Origin of the sequence: Nocardioides albidus (assembly GCF_006335005.1) — a bacterium.
GTDB lineage: Bacteria > Actinomycetota > Actinomycetes > Propionibacteriales > Nocardioidaceae > Nocardioides > Nocardioides albidus.
The window spans coordinates 212,243-232,563 of the sequence record NZ_VDMP01000023.1 but is presented as its reverse complement, the minus strand read 5'-3'; the positions used below and the strand labels follow the sequence as shown (position 1 = coordinate 232,563).

Genomic DNA, 20,321 nt, shown 5'->3' with positions numbered 1-20,321 from the left:
GGTGTCTCGGGTGGGCCTTTCCGGGGCGCTCGGGGGCGGTTTCACCACGGGATGTAGGTGAACCCGCACATCTGTAGCGGAGTTCCGCACGGGATGCGACGGTTCGCCTACATCCCGTGGTGAAACCGCCCAGCGCCCCGCACCCGCCCCGCAACCCGAACGCGCGAGGCGAACGCGCGAGGCGAACGGGCCTCACGAGGCCGAGTGGCGGAACCGCGGCACCCAGCGCTCGAGCCGTCGCGCCATCAGACGCGGGCGGTCGTAGTCCACCCAGATGAAGCGGACGACGACGAACTGCGTCGCCTCCCTGATCGCGTCCTCGCGCTTCTTCTCCTCGAAGACCACGTCGCCCGGCTGCTGGCCCGGCTTGAGCAGGCGGCCGAACTTGAAGGCGCCGTCGAACTCGCCGAAGGTCTTGAACTCCGGCCATGCCCAGTCGCAGATCCCCAGGAGGCGACCGTCGGCGTCCTTGACCTCCCACTGCAGCTCGGGCGCCGGGAAGCCGAGCACCCGGAACCACCACCGACCGCGGCTCTCCCCGACCGAGCCGGACCGACCGTCGGCCATCCGCACGACGATCTGCAGATGCTGCATGTAGGGCCAGCTCTGCATCTGCGTGTGGCGGGCGCGCAGGGTCTGTTCGTCGAACAGCTTCGACCGCAGGCCGGCGTCCAGCACACAAAGCGCAGGCTCGTTCGGGAGACGTGACGCGGCCTCGAGGACACATCGCTCAGGCCGCATCACCTGGCCGAACTCGGTTGCCATCACGTCGTCCTCGACGGCGAGCCCCTCGTGGTGGACGACATCGCCCTCGATCCGTCCCTGCGCACCGTCGAGCCTGGTGACGTGCACTCGGCGCAGGTCCAGGCCCCAGCTGTCGATGCCGTGGGCAATCACCCCCGACCCATGGCTCAGCGCCACCGTGTCGCCCAGCGAACGGAGGACCGCACGACAGCGGACGAGATGGCGCGCGAGGTCGTCCCAGCTCGCCCACTCGTCGGCGAAGGCGTAGAACCCTCGTCGGAACCGGATCCATTGCCCGGCGCGCACCATCCGGGTGAGGTCCTTGTCGGCGTAGCCGGCACTGCGTGCCTCGGCGGTCGTGAAGAACCCGCACTCGGCGGTGAGGATGCGGAGAGGATCCATGCGCGGATCTTCTCCGGAACGTCCGCCTCGCCGCGTCGACGACGGCGCAGCCTGTGGACAGGCTGGTCGTTCGGACGGCCTGTGGAGAGTCGACGTACCCGGGGGCGGTTTCACCACGGGATGTAGGCCAACCCGCGCTTCTGTAGCGGAGTTCCACTACAGCAGTGACGGTTCGCCTACATCCCGTGGTGAACCGTCGCCCAGCCGACCCATCGCGCAGCCGCCCAGCCCAGATCTCCCCACGCGCGCGAGCAAGCCCGCTGCGAGGTCAGGCGGACTTCTTCTTCTTGGTCTCGCGCAGGACCAGGGTCGGGGCGGCGTCCTCGTCGACGGTCTCGCGGGTGACGACGACCTTCTCGACGTCGCCGCGGCTGGGGACGTCGTACATCACGTGGAGGAGGACCTCCTCGATGATCGCGCGCAGTCCGCGGGCGCCGGTGCCGCGCTCGAGGGCCTTGTCGGCGATCGCGGCGATGGCCTCGTCGGTGAACTCCAGCTCCACGCCGTCGAGCTCGAAGAGCTTCTTGTACTGCTTGACCAGGGCGTTGCGCGGCTCGGTGAGGATCTGGACGAGGGCGTCCTGGTCGAGCGGGGTGACGCTCGCGATCAACGGGAGGCGGCCGATGAACTCGGGGATCAGGCCGAACTTGGTGAGGTCCTCGGGGCGGACCAGGGCCAGCAGGTCCTCGGCGGCCCGCTCGGCCTCGCCGCGCGGCTCGGCGGTGAAGCCGAGGGACTTCTTGCCGACCCGCTGCTCGATGATGTGCTCCAGGCCGGCGAACGCGCCGCCCACCACGAACAGGATGTTGGTGGTGTCGATCTGGATGAACTCCTGGTGCGGGTGCTTGCGCCCGCCCTGGGGCGGCACCGAGGCGGTGGTCCCCTCGATGATCTTCAGCAGGGCCTGCTGCACGCCCTCGCCGGAGACGTCGCGCGTGATCGACGGGTTCTCGGCCTTGCGGGCCACCTTGTCGATCTCGTCGATGTAGATGATGCCGGTCTCGGCCTTCTTGACGTCGTAGTCGGCGGCCTGGATCAGCTTGAGCAGGATGTTCTCGACGTCCTCGCCGACGTAACCGGCCTCGGTCAGCGCCGTGGCGTCCGCGATCGCGAACGGGACGTTGAGCATGCGCGCGAGCGTCTGCGCGAGATAGGTCTTGCCGCAGCCGGTCGGGCCGATGACGAGGATGTTGGACTTCGCCACCTCGACGACCTCGTCCTTGCTGTGCTTGCCCGACGCGCCGCCGATGGCCTGCACGCCGGCCTGGACCCGCTTGTAGTGGTTGTAGACCGCGACCGCGAGGGACTTCTTCGCCTGCTCCTGCCCGATGACGTAGGAGTTGAGGAACTCGAAGATCTCCTTGGGCTTCGGCAGGTCAGCGAGCTCGACCTCGGAGCCCTCGGCGAGCTCCTCCTCGATGATCTCGTTGCACAGGTCGATGCACTCGTCGCAGATGTAGACACCCGGACCAGCGATGAGCTTCTTGACCTGCTTCTGGCTCTTTCCGCAGAACGAGCACTTCAACAGGTCGCCACCGTCACCGATGCGTGCCACGGGTCCTCCTCACAGTCGAACTACCCGACGGTACCCCCTGCCACGCTCCGGCGGGAGCGTGACACGAGGGGTACGTCGGGATGCTCATCGGTCTTCTTCGCTCTGGTCTGAGTCCGGCGGGCTCAGACGAGGGCGGGGGTCTTGAGGGACTCGAGCACGGAATCGATCAGGCCGTACTCGATGGCGCCCTGGGCGGTGAGGATCTTGTCGCGCTCGATGTCGCGGCTGACCTCCTCGACCGACTTGCCGGAGTGGTCGCTGATCATCTTCTCGAGCAGCTCGCGCATCCGCAGGATCTCGTTGGCCTGGATCTCGATGTCCGAGGTCTGGCCGAAGGTGCCCTCGGTGTAGGGCTGGTGGATCAGGATCCGGCTGTTGGGCAGCGCGAGCCGCTTGCCCTTGGCGCCGGCCGCGAGCAGGATCGCGGCGGCCGAGGCGGCCTGGCCGATGCACACCGTCTGCACGTCCGGCTTGATGAACTGGATGGTGTCGTAGATCGCGGTCAGCGCGGTGAAGGAGCCACCGGGGCTGTTGATGTAGATGCTGATGTCCTGGTCGGGGTTCATCGACTGCAGGCACAGCAGCTGGGCGATCACCGCGTTGGCGACGTCGTCGGAGATCGGCGTGCCGAGGTAGACGATGCGGTCCTCGAACAGCTTGGCGTAGGGATCGATCCGGCGGAAACCGTAGGAGGTCCGCTCTTCCCACTGCGGGATGTAGTAGTTCATGCCTGCGAACCTCAGTCCTTCTTGTGGGCCGGGCGACCCTCGTCGACGGCTTCCTTGGCGCTCTTGACGACCTTGTCGACCAGGCCGTATTCGAGCGCCTCCTGAGCGGTGAACCAGCGGTCGCGGTCGGCGTCCTCGGTGACCTGCTCGACGCTCTGGCCGGTGTGCTCGGAGATGAGCTCGAGGAGCACCTTCTTGATGTGCAGCGACTGCTGCGCCTGGATCTTGATGTCGGAGGCGGAGCCACCCATGCCCGAGGACGGCTGGTGCATCATGATCCGCGCGTGCGGCAGGGCGTAGCGCTTGCCCTTGGCGCCTGCGCACAGCAGGAACTGCCCCATCGAGGCGGCCAGGCCCATGCCGACCGTCGCGACGTCGTTCGGGATGTAGTTCATGGTGTCGTAGATCGCCATGCCGGCGTCGACCGAGCCGCCCGGGCTGTTGATGTGCAAGAAGATGTCCGCCTCGGGATCCTCGGCCGAGAGCAGGAGGAGCTGGGCGCAGATCGCGTTGGCGTTCTGGTCGCGGACCTCCGAGCCGAGGAACACGATCCGCTCACGCAGCAGCCGGCTGTAGATGTTGTCGTCGAGGAAGTTGATCCCCGCTCCCCCATTCATCTGCGGGTTCATCTCATGACCACGCACGGAGTGGTGAGCGCCACCGGGAAGATTCTGAGTCACGCGAGCGACACTAGCCGGACCGGAAGGCAGAACCACGCGTTCGACACCGCTGTTCGCCGACAGCAGATTCGTCGTACCCGCACCGGTACCCTGCCGAGCACGACCGGCCCGGTCTTCCAGCAGTCCCTCCAGGAGGTTCCATGTCCCCCGCCTCGCCGACCGGCCGGCTCGCCGCTGCCCTGCTCGTGGCCGGGCTCGGCCTCGTCGCCTGCGACGGCGGCCGGCCCGACCCGGACCGACCCGGGGGGTCGGACCCCTCCACCGGCGGGTCGGGGTCCGCCGCGGCGGTGCTCCACGAGCCTGCGTCGACCTGGGAGCTGCGGGCCGACACGGTGGTGCCCGGCGGCAAGTTCGTCCCCCTGGCTCCTGCCGGCGACGACGAGGTGCCCCAGCCCGGCGGCGTGGTGGTCGGCGAGGTGCTCGTCGCCGCGATCACCGACCAGGCCCAGGACGACGCCGACCCCGGCGCCCGCCCCGTGACGCCGCTGCTGGTCGGCGTCTCCGCGGAGGGGAAGGTGCTCTGGAAGCAGGAGGGCTACGGCGGCTGCTGGACGCCCGACCACGCCGCCCTCTACTGCACCCGCGGCGACGCGCTGGTCCGGGTCGACGCGGCCACGGGCGGCTCGGGCGCCGGCGCCGACGTGCGCGTGGCCCCGGGCAGCACGCCGATCCTCGACGACGGCGTCCTCTACCTCGTCGTGACGCCGGAGGGCACCGACGAGTCCGCCTATCCCCCGCCGTTCGCCGTCGCCGCGCTCGACGCGACGAGCCTGAAGGACGTGTGGACCGGGCCCGGCGGGCTCGCCGAGCTGCGCGGGTACGGCGCCGGCTCCCCCGCCCTCGACCTCAGCGGCGACGACGTGTCGGTCGCCGCCTGGAAGGACACCCCGTCCGGCCAGGCCGACGCCACCCAGTTCGAGCTCGACCGGGCGAGCGGCAAGGTCCTCGGCAGCGCCCACCTCGGCAAGAGCAGCTTCTTCGAGCGGCCCTGGACGGTGCACCGCGGATTCGGCGACGACAAGCTCGAGGTGCTCCTCGGCGACGAGGTCCTGCTGAAGCTCTCCGGCCAGGCCTGGGACACCCAGGACAGCCGCCTCACCACCACCGAGGGCCGCCTCGGCGTCGGCTCGACGCTGTACGACGTCACGACCGGCAAGGCCGTCTGGGAGCGCCCGGACCTCGGCGACGAGCTGTCCGGGTGGCGCTGGACGAGCGACCGCACCCAGGTCGCGGTGACCGGCTTCGACGCGAAGAAGGGGACGATGGTGACGACCTACCTCGACGCCGAGACCGGCAAGACCCTCTGGTCGGGCCCGGGGACCGAGATCGCGCCGAGCGAGACGCCCGACGCGTTCCTCCAGGTCGCGACCGACTACGCGAAGTCGTGGGTCGTGCAGGCGCTCGACCGGACCTCCGGCGAGGTCGCGTGGTCCCACGACGTCAGCGCCCTCGGCAAGGAGGGCTACGACGACGGCATCTCGCCCGGCGGCCCCTACGTGTCCGACGAGGCCGTGTGGGTGGTGGGGGCAGGCACGCTCGCCGGGTTCACGGGCTTCCCCGGCTGACCCCGGACGGCTCCCGCTCGAGCACGAGGATCGCCAGCTGGACGCGGTTCTCGAGGCCGAGCTTGGCGAAGAGGCTGCCGAGGTGGGTCTTGACCGTGGCCAGGCTCAGGTGCAGCGCGGCGGAGATCTCGGCGTTCGAGCGGCCCTGAGCGACCAGCCGCGCCACCTCCCACTCCCGCTCGCTGACGCCGGCCGGCACGCCGGCCGGGGTCACGGGCTCGGCCGCGAGCGCGACGAGGCGGCGCAGCACGGGCGCCGACATCATCGCGGCCCCGTCGTCCGCGCCGAGCACGGCCTGCTCGATGAGCTCGGGGTCCTCGGCCTTGAGCAGGAAGCCGTCGGCGCCGGCGCGCAGCGCGCCGAGGACGAACTCGTCGGTGTCGAACGCGGTCAGCATGAGGATCCGGCAGCGCAGTCCGGCGGCGCGGATCCGGGACACCGCCTCGATCCCGTCGCCACCCGGCATCCGCACGTCCATGAGGACCACGTCGGGGTCGAGCTCCCGGGCGGCCCTCAGTCCGGCCACCCCGTCGCCGGCCTCGCCGACGATCTCGATCCCACGCCCGGGGTCGAGCACCAGGCGCAGGCCGGCGCGCACCAGGGGCTCGTCGTCGACGATGAGCACCCTCACCACGGCACGGACACCTCCACCACGAACTCGCCGTCGACGACGCCCGCGCGCTGCTGACCACCGGCCAGGCGGACCCGCTCGGCGATGCCCTCCAGCCCCAGCCCGGCAGCCCCCGGCCCGGCGACCGTGCGCTCGGCGCGCGCCGCCACCCGGTTGCGGCAGCGGATCGCGACACGCTCGCCGCCCGCCACGGTGAGGTCGACGGGCATGCCGGGCGCGTGCCGTGCCGCATTGGCGAGCAGCTCGCGCACCACCCGGTGGACCAGTCGGGACGTCGCCTCCGAGAGGCGTCCCCCGGGGTCGGCGACCACGGCCGGGTCGAGCTCGGCCCGGACCTGCGCCCCGGCCGCCAGGTGCTGCTCGACGAGCTGCGGCAGGAGCGCGGCGCCGGCAGGCGGCACGGCGGAGGGCGGTCCGTCGCGGTGCAGCACGCCGAGCACCTCGCGCAGCTCGGCGTGCGCGGTGCGGGAGAGGTCCGCGACCAGGCGGCTGCTGGAGCGCACGGTGTCCGCCGGGAGGTCGTCGCGGCGCCCGAGGGCGCCCGCGTGCAGGGCGATCAGGCTGAGGTGGTGGCTGAGCGTGTCGTGCATCTCGCCGGCGATCCGGGCGCGCTCCTGGCTGCGGACCTGCTCGACGACGAGCTCCCGCTCGCGGTGGGCCTGCTCGGCGAGCGTGCGCCGCGCCCCGACGACCAGGCCGACGAGGATCATCACCACCACCGCGCCGGCAAGGACGCCGAGCATCTCGGCCCGGTCCCGGCTGAGGACGACGATCGCCGCCGCGCTGGGGACGACGAAGGCGGTGACCGCCGCCGCCCCGACGCGCCACGAGCGGAGGGACACGAGGAGCACCACTGCGACGAACGCGGCGGGCATCGCGGCGCTGAGGGGGGCCAGCAGGGCGAGCACCGTGCCCTTCGCGAGCGAGCGGTCGGCGAGGAAGCCCGCCAGCAGGCACGTCGCGGCGAACCCGGCCGCGAGCTCGGCCAGCAGCCACAGCGCGACCAGGTCGTCCGACGGCGGGTCCGGCCGCTCGAGGACGCCGCCGATGGTGATCGCGGCCCCGAGCAGGCCCAGCACGGAACAGGCCGCGACCAGCAGCACGCGGGAGCGCCGTCTCGCGACGAAGGGTGCGTCGTACCCGCCCCGAGCCTGCCCGATCATGCGGTGAGCCTAGAGGGGCGGCCCGACACGCGGATCAACCGAAGGGATGAGCGCACCCGACCCTTCGGCGCACGGGTCCGGCCCTGTGCCCGATGCGGCCGTGGGGTCCGCGCCGGGAGCGTGGAGCCATGACCATCATCGCTCCCCCTGCCCGACCTCGCCCTCGAGCCGTCTGCGCCGACGACCGGGACTTCCACCGGCTGGCCCGGTCCTCGGGCCGCCACCGCTGGTGGCGGCCGGTCCTCGTCCTGACGGTGGCGGCCGCGCTCTTCGTCCTCGGCACGCTGCTCTCGGTCGTGCCGCTCGTCGTCATCGGCCTCGCGGCGCCGGGGCAGGAGGACGTCATCGACCGCGCCCTCGCGTCGTCGGAGATGTCGGACCCGATGGCCGCCACCTTCATGCTGCTCGCCATCGCCGTGATGCTGCCGGCGGCGCTCCTCGCGGTCCGGCTCGCGGGCGCCCGGCCGATGGGCACCCTGTCGTCGGTGGCGGGCCGGCTGCGCGTGGCACTCCTGGGCCGCTGCCTCGGACTCGCCCTGCTCCTGGTGATCCTGGCGATGCTCGCGTTCGTCACCGTGGACGGGACCTGGCCCGACGCGACACTGACCGCCCGCACGCTCCCGCTCCTGGCGGTCGCCGTGCTCGTCGTACCCGTGCAGGCTGCCGCGGAGGAGTACGTCTTCCGCGGCCTGCTGATGCAGACCGTCGGCGCGTGGCTCCGACACCCGGCGTTCGCGATCGTGCTCCCGGTGCCGCTGTTCACCCTGGGCCACGAGTACGACGGCCTCGGACTCGTCGACGTCACGTCGTTCGCCCTCGTGGCCGGCTGGCTGACCTGGCGCACCGGTGGCCTGGAGGCCGCGATCGGCCTCCACGTCGCCAACAACGCGGCGATCGTCGCCTTCGGCGCCTTCGGGCTGGTCGACCTGGACGCCACCGAGGGCACCCTCGCCGGTCTCGCCTGCACCCTCGCGGTCACCGTCGGCTACGCCTGGCTGGTGCGCGGCTGGGCCGACGAGGCGAGGCGACGGGCTACCTCTCGGCGGCGGCCTTGAGCCCGGCGAGCGTGGTCGCCATGCCGGCCTCGAGCTCGTCGGCGTGCGCATCGTTGCCGCCCAGGAGCAGCGGGGCCACGATCCGGCTGCCGAGGCTCAGCGCGCGCGGGACGGGACGGCGGTGCACGACGCGGGTGCGGGCAGCACTGGCGGGGCCGCCGGGGCCGCCGGGGCCGTCCGGTTCGGTCTCGAGCTCCCAGATCCACCGCGCACCGCTCGACGGCGTGTCCCAGACCAGCCGGCGGCCGGGCACCACCTCGGCCACGACCGAGCGCGTGGGCCACACGACGGCCCTGCGCCGGTTGACGCCGAGATACCACTGGCCGACGCGGAGCCCGCCCGGCTTGAGCGGCACCATCCGCACGGTCTCCGGGCTCCACTGGGCCAGCTGGCCGAAGTCGGTCAGCAGCGCCCACACGTGCGCCGCGGGTGCCTCGATCACAGCCTCGGCGCGCAGCTCGCGCGCGGCGTTGGTCGTCATGACGGCCATCATGGAGCCGCCGGGCGCGCCGGCACCACCTCCCACGGGAGGACGACCTCAGGCGAGCCAGCGGGCCAGCGCGGTGTGCACGTCGGGGTGGTTGAGCAGCCCGAAGTGGTCGGTGCGGCCGAGGTGGAGGACCTCGGCGCCGGGGAACAGGTCGGTGCCGCGCCGGTCGCGGCCGACGGCGGAGCGCGGAGTGACGAGCAGGTCGCCGATCGTCTGCGCCACGGGATGACGCGGGGAGCGGGTCAGCGTGGCCGACACCAGGCGGTAGCGCGCGTGCGGCAGGGGCGGCACGTCGTGGGCGAGGCCCTCGATCAGGTCGTGGATGCCGGGTGCCTGGCGGTCGATGATCCGGCCGAACGCGGCGACCTCGGGGGCACGGGCGAGGGTGCGGCTGGCGTGGTCCGCGCCGACGGCGAACCACGAGCCGAGGTGCGGCGTCCCGAGCGTGACCACGTCGGAGACCAGGCGACTCCACGGGGCCGGGGCGTCGCCGTCGGCGACGACCGCCGACGAGGCGCGCATGATCAGGCCGCCGAGCGAGTGCCCGACCAGGGCGATCCGCGCGACCTCCGTGGGCCAGGCGTCGACCAGGCGCTGCATCAGCGAGGCCAGCACGACGCCGTTCTCCCGCAGCGGCAGACCGGTGTTGGCCCGCAGGTGGACCGGCGTCCAGCCGCGGGCGGCCAGCGTCTCGCCGTACGTCGAGCCGAGCCGGTCCCGGTGCCGCCGCCAGTAGTCCTCGTTCTCGCACAACCCGTGCAGGAACACCACGATCCGGTCGGTGGCCTGCGGGAAGGCCCGGTTCACGCCGGCCGGTGTGAGCGGCACGTCGCGGCCGTCGCGGCGCACGGCCATCTCGATCGCCAGGCGTGGGCGCTCGCGGCGGATCTCGTCGCCGATCAGCCCGTTGACCGCGGCGTTGACGAACCGGCCGCGCGGACCGTCCTCCAGCGCCGGGCCGACGCCGGCGTCCGCGAGGCGCGCGAGCGCGAGGCTGGCTCCGCGGAAGGTCAGGCCGACGGCGCCGTACACCGTCGCGGCGATGCCGCGGTGCAGCGCCTCGGCGGGAACCGCGGCCGGGCCGGCGCCACGCCGGACGAGGCCGTGCGCGCGCCGGGCGATCGCGTGGTGGGTGTCGCGGGCCGTCGCCACGACCAGGTCGTCGGCGACCGCGGTGGCCAGGGCCAGGGCGTCGACGACGGTCGGAGCAGTGGTCATGGGCCGATCCTAGCGGATTGAGTGCACGGTCGTGCACTCAATGGCGGACCCGGACGGTGCGAAGTCGGGCGATTCCACCCACCGCCGGGCACCCGCCCACTACCCTCAGGCTCGATGACCGCCGTCAAGATCGGGGTGGCGGCGCGGAGGATCGCCGCGCTGGGTCCGCTCGAAGTCGACGGCCCCGACGGTCGCACGACACCGGGGTCGGCGCGTCAGCGTCGCCTCCTGACGATCCTCGCCGTCGGCGCGTTCAGCAACCGGGCCCTCGGGACCGACGAGCTCCTCGACGCCCTGTACGGCGACGACGACATGGGCAACACCCGCCGCGCCCTCTCCACGGAGCTGTGGCGCTGCCGTCAACTGCTCGGCGCGGACGCGGTCGTCACCTCGGCCGAGGGCCACCGCCTCGATCCGAGCGCCGTCAGGGTCGACCTCGTGGAGTTCCGGACGGCGATCGCGGCCGGTCGCGAGGCCCTGCGGACCGGCGCCTTCGGCGAGGCCGTGGATCGGTACGACGCCGCCCTCGAGCTGTGGCACGGCGACCCGCTGGCGGACTGGACCGACGGACAACAGGCCCGCGCCGTCCTCGCCAGCCTCGGCGAGCTGCGCCTGGGCTGCGTCGAGGACAAGGCCGAGGCGCTGGCCGGGCTCGGCCGCAACGACGACGCGATCCGCCTGCTGGAGTCGGTCGTGGAGGCCGAGCCGCAACGTGAGCACGCGTGGGCGCTGCTGGCCGAGTGCCTGCTGGCCGTCGGCGATCGCCGCCGGGCCAGCGCCGCCTTCGACACCGCCCGACGCGTCCTGGCCGAGCACGGCGTCGACCCCGGCGCCGAGCTCAGCGCCGTGCGCGACCTCATCGCCAGCAGCACCGTCGTACGACGCCCGGCACCTGCCGTCGCGGACCTCCTCGGTCGCGCCGAGGTCCTGACCGTCCTGTCATCGGCGGTGACCGCCGCGCTGCGAGGTCCGCAGACCACCCTGGCGGTGATCAGCGGAGAGGCCGGCATCGGCAAGTCCGCGGTCGTGGACCGGCTCGCCGAGGGACTCGGCACCGGCGACGACGCGGTCCAGGTCGTCAGCGTCGCGTGCGACCGGCGCCTCACCCGCCCGTACGCCGTCGTCGAGCATCTGCTCACCCGCTTCGGCGAGTCCGCCGGCGCGTCGCCGGCAGCCGTGCTGGCCGCGCGCGACAGCGGGGACGAGGCGGCGCTGACCGCGGCGGTCGCCGGGCTGCTCGAGACGGCGGCCGTCGAGGCGGGCGGCCTCCTGCTCGTCGTCGAGGACGCCCACTGGGCCACCCTCGAGCTGCTGGAGATGTTGCGGGTGCTCGTCGTGCGCCGGGCCCTCGCCCCGCTGGCCGTCCTGCTGACCCTGCGCGAGCCGGCCTCGGTGAGCGACGACGTCGCCCGGGCGGTCGCGGAGCTGACCCGACGCGCCCAGGTCACCCACCACCTCGACGGACTCGACGACCACGAGGTGGCCGAGCTGCTCGGGGTCGGCGCCGACCAGGCCCGCGAGCTGCGCGAGCTGACCGGCGGCAACCCGCTCTACCTGCGCCACCTGAGCGTGCTCCCGGACGGCACGGTCGCCCCCAGCCGGACGCTGGACGACGCCCTCGACGAGCACATCGACGCCCTCCCGGTCGAGGCGCTCGAGGCGATGGAGGTCGCCGCGACGATCGGGAAGGACTTCGACCTCCGGGTGCTGACGAGCGCCCTCGCCCATCGGCCCCTGGGGCTGGACGCCATGGCGGTCGCCGAGGCGGTGGCGACGGCGACCGCGATCGGGCTCCTCGCCCCGACGGACCCGCGCGCCGACTCCCATCGGGCCTCGTTCAGCCATGCCCTGGCCCGGGACCGGCTCTACGCACGCACGCCGAGTCGCCGCCGCACGGTCGCGCACGCGCTGGTCGCCCAGGCCCTCCGCCGCAGGCCCGACGCCGTCGAGACGGACCTCCTCGCCCACCACAGCCGACGGGGGTGGCCGATCTGCGGCACGGCCGACGCGGTCTCGGCGCTGCGCGGGGCCGGGGACGCGGCGTACCGGCAACTGGGGTTCACGGAGGCGCTCAACTACTACGACCAGGCACTCGACCTGATCGCGATGGACCCGGACTTCGACGCCTCCGACGAGACCCGCCCGCTGCTCATGTCGGCGGGCCGGGCGGCGGTGACCGCCGGGGACCTGGACCGGGGACGCGCGCTCTACGACGCCCTGCGCCAGCACGGCCGGGCGGCCGGCGACCCGGTCACCGCCCTCGAGGGCTCCACGGGCATCCTGCAGACCTACTTCGACGAGCGGGTCAGCGCGACGGCGCTCGAGGCGGTCGCCGACGACATCGCCTTGGCCCTGTCCCTCGAGGACCCGCCGGACACCATGCACGACCTGGGGATCGACGCGCTCGCCCTGCTCCACCTCTACCAGCCGGCACGCGCCCACAGCCTGCGGGAGCGGTTCGCGGCCCGGTTCCCGGCCGTCCACGCCCGCGTCCTCGAGCGCACCTGGATCTACGAGCCGGTCGCCGAGGCCGTCGCCCTCACCGCCGAGCTGGCCGCCCTCCCCGACGCCGACCCGCTCGGGACCGCCCTGCGCGCGTGGGCGAGCGAGGTGGCAGCCGGACGCCGCTCGCTCCACGACGCCCGGGACACCTGGACGCTCCGCGGATCGGACCAGGCGCACTGGGAGTCTCGACTGTGGCGCACGATGGCGGTGATGGCACGCGGTGAGTTCGACCGCGCCGATCGCCTCATCGCCGCCACCGAGGCGGACGTCAGCCTCGCCGCCAGCCCGCTCGACCACACGACGCGGGCCGGCCAGCTGATGGGCCAGCGTCAGTTCGTCGCGGTCCAGCGCGGCGACTTCGAACGGCTGGTGCGGCTCGCCGCGGAGCTGCGTCCCTCGATGGCCTCGATGCGGCCCACGATCCGGTTCAACGCCGCGCTGCAGCTGGCCATGTCGGGTGACCGCGACGGCGCCTGGGCGAGGTGCGATCGGCTCTACGACGAGTTCCGGGCGGGCGTGGTGCCGGGCCAGGAGCTCCACGCGACCGTCGCGGGATATCTCCAGGCCTGCTCGACCATCGAGCACGAGGCCGGACTCGAGCTCGCGCGGGAGCTCTTCCGACCCCACGTCGGCGAGCACGTCGTCCTCTCCCTCGCCCAGTACTGGGGCTCTGTCCGCCACCAGATCGGCAAGGTGTCGGCGTTCTTCGAGGATCTCGACGACGCCGAGGAGCAGCTCCGCGGCGCGCTCGAGGAGCACCACGAGGTCGGCGCGCCGGTCTACGTCGTGCACTCCCTGCGAGCCCTCGCCTCCGTGCTGTGGCACCGGGGCAAGCGTGCCGAGGCGGAGCAGACGCACGCGCAGTGCACGGCGCTCGCCACGACGCTCGGGATGGTCGCGGTGGCCGGCCGGTCGTGGCCGCCGCCGCACGCCTACGCCGGCATCTGACGCGCGCGGCGTCGAGTCGGTGCGGAGGGGCTCAGCACTCGCCGTACTCGCCGTCGTCGAGCTCCGCGGCGTGCTGCAGCAGGGCCGCCTGGAGGACGCCGTACGACGGGTCCGGCAGCTCCTGGCGCGCCTCTTCCAGCGTCTGCAGCGCCTCGACCTGGCGGCCGGTGCGGTACAGGGCGATGCTCAGCTGGCGCCGCAGGCGGGGACGGTCCGGGTTGAGGATGACCTCGGCCCGCAGCTGCGCCACGAGCGGGTAGCCGACCGTGCCGCGCAACGCGATGCCGGTGAGCTCCTCCACCGCCACCAGGTGCAGCTCGTGCAGGCGATCGACCAGGCCGATGACCGGGACCGCGCGGTCCAGCTCGGGGAACGGGGCGCCACGCCACAGCTGCAGGGCGGCGGCCAGACAGTGCTCGGCCCGGCCGAGGTCGTGGTCGAGCAGGTGGCGTCCCTCGGCGACCAGGCGTTCGAAGCGGTGGAGGTCGACCGCCTCGCTGTCGACGGCCAGGCGGACCCGCTCGTGGACCTCCAGGACGTCGCCGAGGAGCCGTTGCAGCTGTCGGACCGCTCCGGCCGCCTTCGGCAGGTCGTCGCCGTCGCCCCACACGGCGTCGGCCACACTCGCGAGACTGACCGGCTCCCCCACGTTGGCGGCCAGCCAGGCGAGGACGGCAGGTGCCTTCCCCGCCGGCAGGTGCACGGGCCCCGCCGGGGCGGTCACCTGCAGCGGGCCCAGGACGTCGAACAGCACGCCAGCGAGCCTAGGCCGGGTCGCGGGGTCGCGGTCACGTCGCGCTCACCGCTGCTGTGACATCGGCTCGGGGGGCCGAGGACGGCCCGCGCCCGCGCCGGTGCCCCGAGAGGCACCGGGCGCAGGCGTACGGCCAGGAAGGAGTTGATGGGGCGCGCAAGGTCACACCGGCGTCGTCGGACGCGCCCCGTCACGACGTCCTCTTCGCGGCGGGGGTGCGCGAGCACCCGCCAGGCCGGGCAGGCACGTGTCCCGACGTCGGAGCTGGACGTGGGTGGTGGCGAGCGCGCGGGCCGGCCAGAAGGGCGCCGGCAGGGTGCCGTCGTGCGGACCGCTGCCGGCGAGCTTGAGCAGCCCGACGTAGCCGACCACGGCGGGGACCGCCCGGCGTCGCGGCGCCAGATGGGCGATGCTGCCGGCCACGACCGTCGTCGGAGCACCAGCGGGCGAGACCTCCGTCGCTCGCGCCGTCTTCACCCATCCGCCCTGGCCGCGCACCATGCGGTACAGCGCCCGCCACGTCCCGACGAAGGACAGGTAGTTGGTGACGACGAACGAGTGGCCGAGCACCAGGTTCAACCGGCGGCCGTAGCCCGGGTTGCGCCGGTGGGACAGCCAGGCGGCCACGAGGGCCGGCCAGTAGCCCAGCACGTAGAAGAGGGCCGCCTGCCCGACGAGCAGCCAGCCGTCGCCGGTGAGGACGGACCGGTGGTCCCAGTTGAAGACCAGGTCGAAGACGACCAGGTGGTAGAGGATCGACCAGGGCAGGTCGAAGACCCACGGCAGCAGCAGGTAGATCGTCATCTCGATCGCCCCCGCGTGACTGAGCCGGTTGGACCGCAGCACCTCGGGGATGCGGCGACCGGCCATCATCTGGCCCTGGAACCAGCGGGTGCGCTGCTTGAGCAGCGGTCGCACCTCCTCGAGGCCCTGCTGGTCGACGGCGGCCGTGGTGGCGGTCGTCAGCCGCCACCCTCGGACGGCGAGGCTGATCGCGAGGTCCAGGTCCTCGGTCAGGGCGGCCGGCTTCCACGGCTCCTCCCCCAGCTCGCGCAGGGCCGTGAGCCGCGAGAACTGGCCGTTCCCGCCGAGACTGACCGTGCCCGTCGCCACCCGCCCGTACTGCGCGAGCGCCGCCAGCGCCCAGAACTGGTGGTCCTGGAAGCGCGCGAGCAGGTTGCTGTCCCGGTTGCGGATCCGCACGCCCAGCTGGACACCGCCGACCGTCGGGTCGTCGAAGAGCGGGAGCACCTCGTGCAGGGCCCCGTCGGAGAGCCGACCGTCGGCGTCCATGACCACGACCAGCACCCGCTCGGGATCCAGGCCGCGCCGCCGTACGTCGGCGTCGACGTGGGCGTAGCCCGCGTTGAGGGCGGCGCCCTTGCCCGAGCGCGCGTCGGGCAGGGTGCGTCGCAGGACGTGGACCTGACGATGCCCGGCGAGCACCGCGACGTCGGCGGTGCGGTCGTCCGAGGCGTCGTCGACGACGACGACCGTGCTGCTCCAGCCGGCCGGGGCGCGCAGCGCCGCGACCGTCTGCCCGATCACCTTCTCCTCGTTCAGGCAGGGGACGAGGAAGTAGAGGTGCCAGCTCCCCGGCCGCACGGCACGGGTCGGGTCGAGCGGCTCGAACGGACGCCCGAAGCCGACCTCGGTCATGAAGGTCAGCGACGCCCCGTCCCGCTTCAGCTGCTTGATCCCCTGCCCGACGGTCAGGAGGAAGTAGGCGACGCCCGCCGAGATGATGAGCAGGGCCAGGGCGTTGACGAGACCACCCATCAGGCGTCGGGTTCCCGTTCCACCATCGCGTACCGCAGCAGCAGGATGCCGGTGAGGAGGCAGCATGCCGCGAAGATGATCCAGCCGGCGTGGCTGAACCCGGTCGCCGGCAGCGCGGTCAGTCCCCCGACGGTGCTGACGCCGTAGCTGTTCATCCGCGCTCCCGGCGGAACCCGGCGATCCGTAGATAGGCGACGGCCGCCACGCTGGCGGCGATCATCGTGACGTACGTGCCGCCCCACTCGTGGGCCGCGTCGTAGCCGGGGTCGACGTCCCACCTGATCGTCGCGAGCGCGATGCCGACGACGCGCAGCACGTTGATCAGGGCGAATCCCACGATCACGACGGTCCCCGCCGCGAGGAGACGACCGACGGACAGCCGGCTGAACAGCAGGAGCAGGGCCGTGACGGCCGCGGCACCGGCCGTGACGTACGACGACGTGCAGGCCGCGGTGATCACCAGGCCGAGCGGACCGTCGTCGGGCAGCCGGACGTAGAGCGTCGGCGCGTTCGCGAAGAACGGCAGCGCGTCGTCGGTGAGCCGCGCGAGAAGCCAGTGGGAGGCCTGCGCCTCCCGGACCCGGTAGGCAGTCGTCCCGACGGTCGCCGAGGCGGCCACCGCGGCGAACGGGACCGCGGCGGCGCCGCGGGCCGCCAGCTGACCGACACCCGTGCCCCGGGGAGCGGCCGGAGCCACCTCAGCCATGTCGCCTCCTCGCGTGGTGGCGCCCGGGAGCGGAGTCGATCGCCGGGGGCTGGGAGCCGTCGCCCGCCGGTTGCTCCATGGTGCTGAGCACGCGCCGGCGGGCCGTCACGGCGCGGTCACGTGAGCGGTGCCCCCGCCGTGACATCACGGCTCACCGCTCCGGGAGCGACGCCAGATAGGCGTCGGAGAGGTCCATCAGGTCGATGACGTAGTCGTAGTCGGCGCGGTAGGGCCCGGCGTCGACCGGGCTCATGTCGTCGAGGTCCACGGCCGCGCCGTCCTCGAAGCCACGCCCGGGGACGAACCAGACGTCGTCGTTGAGGAAGGTCCCCTCCGGCTGGTAGCCCCGCTCGCCGAAGGTGTGCGCATCGGTGTTGAGCAGGTCGCTGCCGAAGTAGACGAACCGCTCGTCGTCGAGGCCGATGCCCATCAGGTTGGCGATCGTCGGCATGATGTCGACCTGCCCGCCGACGCGGTCGATCTCCGCGGGCGTCTGCCCCGGCACGTGCACCACCAGGGGCACGTTGAACCGGTCGTTCCAGGTGTAGTCGGCGCCGAGGGCGGTCATCGCCTCGACCGTCCCGGGGGCGGAGAGACCGAAGTGGTCGCCATAGGCCACGAGCATCGTGTCGTCCCGGAGGCCACGCTCCTCGAGGCCGTCGATGAAGGTTCCGAGAGCCCGGTCGGCGTAGTTCTGCGCCTGGAGGTACCTGCCCGTCGGGGACCCCTCGAGGGCGGCGGGCAGCACGAGTCCCACCTCGTCCTCCGGTACGACGAACGGGTGGTGCCCCGAGGCCGTGACGAACTGGGCGTAGAACGGCCGCCCGGCCGCGGCGAGCTCGGTCAGCCGGTCGAGTCCCGTGGCGTAGAGCGACTCGTCGGATCCGCCCCACTGGTTGAAGTGGTCGTTCACGAACTCCTCGCGCTGGTGCCACCGGTCGAAGCCGAGGGCGGGGTAGAGCTGGTCGCGGTCCCAGAACGACGCGGTGTTGACGTGGAACGTCTCGGCCGCGTAGCCGCGGGCCTTCAGCAGCTTCGGGAGGCTCGGCAGGGCGCGGTCGCCGTACGCCTCGGAGGTCGCGACGTCGCCGACGGGGTAGAGCGACGTGTTGCTCATGAACTCCGCGTCGGCGGTGTTGCCCTTGCCGATCTGCTGGAAGTGGCGGCTGAAGTAGTAGCTCTCCTCGATCAGTCGGTCGAGGTTCGGGGTGACCTGCTGGCCGTCGACCGACAGGCCGACGACCACGTTCTGCAGGGCCTCGAGCTGGACGACGACGAGGTTCATGTCCCTCGCCTCGCCGAAGTGCGCCGCGGCGTCGGGCGCCGGGATCGGGCCGTTGTGCCGCTCCTTCAACGCCGTGACCCGGCCGTAGACGGTGTCGAGGTCGACGTGGCGGGACGTCGCCGTGACGCCGCGCGTCAGGGCCCACGCCTCGTAGGACAGCAGCCCGAGCGACTCGGCCACGTAGTCCTGGTTGCGGACCCCGGCCTGACCGTGCACGAGCACCGCCGACACGACCACGCCGACGGCGAGGACCGCCCCGAAGCGCCGCGAGCGGTCCCGCCACCGATCCGCCGGGCGCCGCGCGAAGCCGCGACGCCGGAGCACCATCCGGACCACGGGGGCGAGCAGGAAGTCGGCCACCAGCGCGAGATACCACGGCTGGAAGATCTCGGTGATGCTGCCCGCCACCTCGCCGGCCTGGTCCGCCGCCCCCAGCGCGGACCAGGTCGGAAGGGTCCGGAACCAGCCGGCGTACACGAGCGAGCACACGATGAGCGCCGTCACGGCGAGGTTGACCGCCCAGAACGCCGCGACCCCCGCCCACCGGGAGGGCGCGACGAGTCCGACGAGCCCCACGAGCACCGCGGCGGCGGCCACGTCCGCGACCAGCATCGCGGGTTGCGGAGCGCCCCACACGACCAGGCGGAACACCTCGAGCTTCACCACCAGGAGGACGAGGACGACGACCGCCGGCGTGGGGAGGACCCGCCCGGCGGCGGCTCCGGCGGCTCCGGCGGCGCTCGGACGCCGTCGAGGACCCGGCGCCGGGGATCCGCCGCCCGCCGGCCCCGCCGGGGCACCGACGGCCTCCCGTGCCAGCACGACGGCCGCCTCCTGCGCGGCGCGCTGGGCGGCGGCCCGGTACTGGGCGGCGCGGGTCGCGCGCTGGGCCCGCTGCGCCTGGGACTTCCTGCTGGACATGGTCTCGACGATCCATCCCGGGCCGGCTCCGGCGATCACACCGGCGTCACGCCGCGGTCACGCGGCCGACCCGGGCGCACGTGGTCAGGCGGGTTGCCGGCGCAGGGAGCCGACGAGCTCCCGGGTCGCGGCGACGATCGCCCGGGCGGCCGAGCCGTCGCCGTACGGGGACGGGACGCCGCGCAGCCGGTGCGGCAGGTCGCGGTCGGCGAGCAGCCGGCGTCCCAGCGCGCCGATGGCGGGCCCGGGCCGGACCAGGTGCGCGAACCCGGCCTCGACCGACTCGGGTCGCTCCGTCGAGTTGCGGACCACGATCAGCGGCTTCTTCAGCACCGTGCACTCCTCCTGGACCCCGCCGGAGTCGGAGACCAGCAGGGCCGCGTGGCTCGCGAGGCCGAGGAACTCCTCGTGGCCGATGGGGGCGACGACCTCCAGCGGGTCGAGGAGGTGGCCCATCCCGAAGCGCTCCACGCACGCACGGGTCCGGGGATGCAGCGGCATCACGACCGGGGCCGGGAGGCGTCCGAGCTCGTCGAGGATCGCGGCGAGCCGGACGGGATCGTCGGTGTTCTCGGGGCGATGGATCGTCGCGAGGACGAACGTGCGGTGACGGGGCAGCCCCACCCGGCCCGTCACCGCACGCAGGGACCGCTCGGTCGCCTCGACGATGGTGTTGCCCGTGAGCCGGATCCGCGATGCCGGCACCCCCTCGCGAACCAGGTTGTCCACGTTCGTCGGGGTCGCCGCACAGTGCAGGTCGGCGAGCGCGCCCACCACGAGCCGGTTCAGCTCCTCCGGCATCGCGCGGTCGAAGGAGCGCAGACCGGCCTCGACGTGCACGAGCGGCAGCCCGAGGTAGCTGGCGCACTGCGCCGCGGCGGAGGTCGTGTTGGTGTCGCCCTGGACGACGACCGCGTCGGGTCGCGCCGCCTCGAGCGCCTCCGCGAGGGCGGTGACCATGCCGCCGATCTGGCGGGCCCGGTCCTGGCCGCCGATGCCCCGGAGGGTGACCTCCGGGGCACCGATGCCGGCCTCGTCGAAGAAGGCGCCGCTCAGCTCACGGTCCCAGTGCTGGCCGGAGTGGACCAGCAGCGCCTGGGCGCCGAGCTCGTGGACGACCGGTGCCAGCTTGATGATCTCGGGACGCGTCCCGACCACCACTGCGATCCGCCCCAGCATCACGGGCCTCCGG

17 protein-coding genes are annotated in these 20,321 nt (G+C 73.1%); 3 read left to right on the top strand and 14 right to left on the bottom strand.

Going from position 1 to position 20,321, the window contains the following annotated elements:
* Window positions 1–192 precede the first annotated feature (192 nt).
* The 4 genes from FHP29_RS10820 to FHP29_RS10805 all read right to left on the bottom strand — a co-directional run bounded on the left by FHP29_RS10820 (window position 193) and on the right by FHP29_RS10805 (window position 4,046).
* Window positions 193–1,146: a type IV toxin-antitoxin system AbiEi family antitoxin domain-containing protein gene (locus FHP29_RS10820; RefSeq protein ID WP_139622873.1), complete on the bottom strand. Its 954-nt coding sequence runs from the start codon at window positions 1,144–1,146 to the stop codon at window positions 193–195.
* A 268-nt stretch (window positions 1,147–1,414) separates the two neighbouring features.
* Window positions 1,415–2,701 carry an ATP-dependent Clp protease ATP-binding subunit ClpX gene (gene clpX / locus FHP29_RS10815; RefSeq protein ID WP_139622872.1) on the bottom strand — a complete coding sequence of 429 codons (1,287 nt, stop codon included), beginning with the start codon at window positions 2,699–2,701 and terminating at the stop codon, window positions 1,415–1,417.
* Between the two features lie 122 nt (window positions 2,702–2,823).
* Window positions 2,824–3,429, bottom strand: a complete 606-nt coding sequence (locus tag FHP29_RS10810; RefSeq protein WP_139622871.1) for an ATP-dependent Clp protease proteolytic subunit — start codon at window positions 3,427–3,429, stop codon at window positions 2,824–2,826.
* Window positions 3,430–3,440: 11 nt separating this feature from the next.
* Window positions 3,441–4,046 (bottom strand): ATP-dependent Clp protease proteolytic subunit, encoded by a 606-nt coding sequence (locus tag FHP29_RS10805; protein ID WP_420813408.1) that lies wholly within the window; start codon window positions 4,044–4,046, stop codon window positions 3,441–3,443.
* 203 nt (window positions 4,047–4,249) lie between these two features.
* Between FHP29_RS10805 and FHP29_RS10800 the strand changes: the two genes are divergently transcribed.
* On the top strand, window positions 4,250–5,674 hold the full coding sequence (locus tag FHP29_RS10800) for an outer membrane protein assembly factor BamB family protein (RefSeq protein WP_139622870.1): 1,425 nt from the start codon (window positions 4,250–4,252) through the stop codon (window positions 5,672–5,674).
* Here FHP29_RS10800 and FHP29_RS10795 read toward each other — a convergent pair.
* Entirely contained in the window at window positions 5,655–6,308 is a 654-nt protein-coding gene (locus FHP29_RS10795) for a response regulator (RefSeq protein WP_139622869.1), read from the bottom strand. The genes FHP29_RS10800 and FHP29_RS10795 overlap by 20 nt on opposite strands.
* Window positions 6,302–7,468: a sensor histidine kinase gene (locus tag FHP29_RS10790; protein WP_139622868.1), complete on the bottom strand. Its 1,167-nt coding sequence runs from the start codon at window positions 7,466–7,468 to the stop codon at window positions 6,302–6,304. Before FHP29_RS10790 ends, FHP29_RS10795 begins: the two co-directional genes overlap by 7 nt.
* Before the next feature lie 128 nt (window positions 7,469–7,596).
* Between FHP29_RS10790 and FHP29_RS10785 the strand changes: the two genes are divergently transcribed.
* The gene (locus FHP29_RS10785) at window positions 7,597–8,523 is read left to right on the top strand and encodes a CPBP family intramembrane glutamic endopeptidase (protein ID WP_158296541.1); all 927 of its coding nucleotides are present in this window, start codon (window positions 7,597–7,599) and stop codon (window positions 8,521–8,523) included.
* Here FHP29_RS10785 and FHP29_RS10780 read toward each other — a convergent pair.
* Both FHP29_RS10780 and FHP29_RS10775 read right to left on the bottom strand, forming a co-directional pair.
* On the bottom strand, window positions 8,501–9,004 hold the full coding sequence (locus FHP29_RS10780) for an SRPBCC family protein (protein WP_158296540.1): 504 nt from the start codon (window positions 9,002–9,004) through the stop codon (window positions 8,501–8,503). The two genes, FHP29_RS10785 and FHP29_RS10780, sit on opposite strands and share 23 nt — an antisense overlap.
* A 57-nt stretch (window positions 9,005–9,061) precedes the next feature.
* On the bottom strand, window positions 9,062–10,231 hold the full coding sequence (locus tag FHP29_RS10775) for an esterase/lipase family protein (RefSeq protein ID WP_139622865.1): 1,170 nt from the start codon (window positions 10,229–10,231) through the stop codon (window positions 9,062–9,064).
* Between the two features lie 114 nt (window positions 10,232–10,345).
* Between FHP29_RS10775 and FHP29_RS10770 the strand changes: the two genes are divergently transcribed.
* Window positions 10,346–13,684 (top strand): ATP-binding protein, encoded by a 3,339-nt coding sequence (locus FHP29_RS10770; protein ID WP_139622864.1) that lies wholly within the window; start codon window positions 10,346–10,348, stop codon window positions 13,682–13,684.
* Window positions 13,685–13,715: 31 nt separating this feature from the next.
* On the opposite strand, the gene FHP29_RS10765 is transcribed toward FHP29_RS10770, so the two are convergent.
* The 6 genes from FHP29_RS10765 to wecB form a co-directional block, all read right to left on the bottom strand.
* A complete protein-coding gene (locus FHP29_RS10765) occupies window positions 13,716–14,438 on the bottom strand; it encodes an AfsR/SARP family transcriptional regulator (RefSeq protein ID WP_139622863.1) in 723 nt (240 codons plus the stop codon).
* A 162-nt stretch (window positions 14,439–14,600) separates the two neighbouring features.
* Window positions 14,601–16,217 carry a glycosyltransferase gene (locus FHP29_RS10760; RefSeq protein WP_205014017.1) on the bottom strand — a complete coding sequence of 539 codons (1,617 nt, stop codon included), beginning with the start codon at window positions 16,215–16,217 and terminating at the stop codon, window positions 14,601–14,603.
* Window positions 16,217–16,372 (bottom strand): hypothetical protein, encoded by a 156-nt coding sequence (locus tag FHP29_RS21670; RefSeq protein WP_158296539.1) that lies wholly within the window; start codon window positions 16,370–16,372, stop codon window positions 16,217–16,219. Before FHP29_RS21670 ends, FHP29_RS10760 begins: the two co-directional genes overlap by 1 nt.
* On the bottom strand, window positions 16,369–16,923 hold the full coding sequence (locus FHP29_RS10755; protein WP_139622861.1) for an exosortase/archaeosortase family protein: 555 nt from the start codon (window positions 16,921–16,923) through the stop codon (window positions 16,369–16,371). The genes FHP29_RS21670 and FHP29_RS10755 overlap by 4 nt, the downstream gene beginning before the upstream one ends.
* Before the next feature lie 151 nt (window positions 16,924–17,074).
* Window positions 17,075–19,129, bottom strand: a complete 2,055-nt coding sequence (locus FHP29_RS10750; protein WP_139622860.1) for an LTA synthase family protein — start codon at window positions 19,127–19,129, stop codon at window positions 17,075–17,077.
* Window positions 19,130–19,213: 84 nt separating this feature from the next.
* On the bottom strand, window positions 19,214–20,308 hold the full coding sequence (gene wecB, locus FHP29_RS10745) for a non-hydrolyzing UDP-N-acetylglucosamine 2-epimerase (RefSeq protein WP_139622859.1): 1,095 nt from the start codon (window positions 20,306–20,308) through the stop codon (window positions 19,214–19,216).
* Window positions 20,309–20,321: the final 13 nt, after the last annotated feature.

Coding starts and splice junctions, on each gene's coding strand:
- FHP29_RS10820 (WP_139622873.1), bottom strand. CDS start 1,146: ATGGATCCTCTCCGCATCCTCACCGCCGAGTGCGGGTTCTTCACGACC.
- FHP29_RS10810 (WP_139622871.1), bottom strand. CDS start 3,429: ATGAACTACTACATCCCGCAGTGGGAAGAGCGGACCTCCTACGGTTTC.
- FHP29_RS10805 (WP_420813408.1), bottom strand. CDS start 4,046: ATGAATGGGGGAGCGGGGATCAACTTCCTCGACGACAACATCTACAGC.
- FHP29_RS10800 (WP_139622870.1), top strand. CDS start 4,250: ATGTCCCCCGCCTCGCCGACCGGCCGGCTCGCCGCTGCCCTGCTCGTG.
- FHP29_RS10790 (WP_139622868.1), bottom strand. CDS start 7,468: ATGATCGGGCAGGCTCGGGGCGGGTACGACGCACCCTTCGTCGCGAGA.
- FHP29_RS10785 (WP_158296541.1), top strand. CDS start 7,597: ATGACCATCATCGCTCCCCCTGCCCGACCTCGCCCTCGAGCCGTCTGC.
- FHP29_RS10780 (WP_158296540.1), bottom strand. CDS start 9,004: ATGACGACCAACGCCGCGCGCGAGCTGCGCGCCGAGGCTGTGATCGAG.
- FHP29_RS10775 (WP_139622865.1), bottom strand. CDS start 10,231: ATGACCACTGCTCCGACCGTCGTCGACGCCCTGGCCCTGGCCACCGCG.
- FHP29_RS10770 (WP_139622864.1), top strand. CDS start 10,346: ATGACCGCCGTCAAGATCGGGGTGGCGGCGCGGAGGATCGCCGCGCTG.
- FHP29_RS10760 (WP_205014017.1), bottom strand. CDS start 16,217: ATGGGTGGTCTCGTCAACGCCCTGGCCCTGCTCATCATCTCGGCGGGC.
- FHP29_RS21670 (WP_158296539.1), bottom strand. CDS start 16,372: ATGAACAGCTACGGCGTCAGCACCGTCGGGGGACTGACCGCGCTGCCG.
- FHP29_RS10755 (WP_139622861.1), bottom strand. CDS start 16,923: ATGGCTGAGGTGGCTCCGGCCGCTCCCCGGGGCACGGGTGTCGGTCAG.
- FHP29_RS10750 (WP_139622860.1), bottom strand. CDS start 19,129: ATGTCCAGCAGGAAGTCCCAGGCGCAGCGGGCCCAGCGCGCGACCCGC.
- wecB (WP_139622859.1), bottom strand. CDS start 20,308: ATGCTGGGGCGGATCGCAGTGGTGGTCGGGACGCGTCCCGAGATCATC.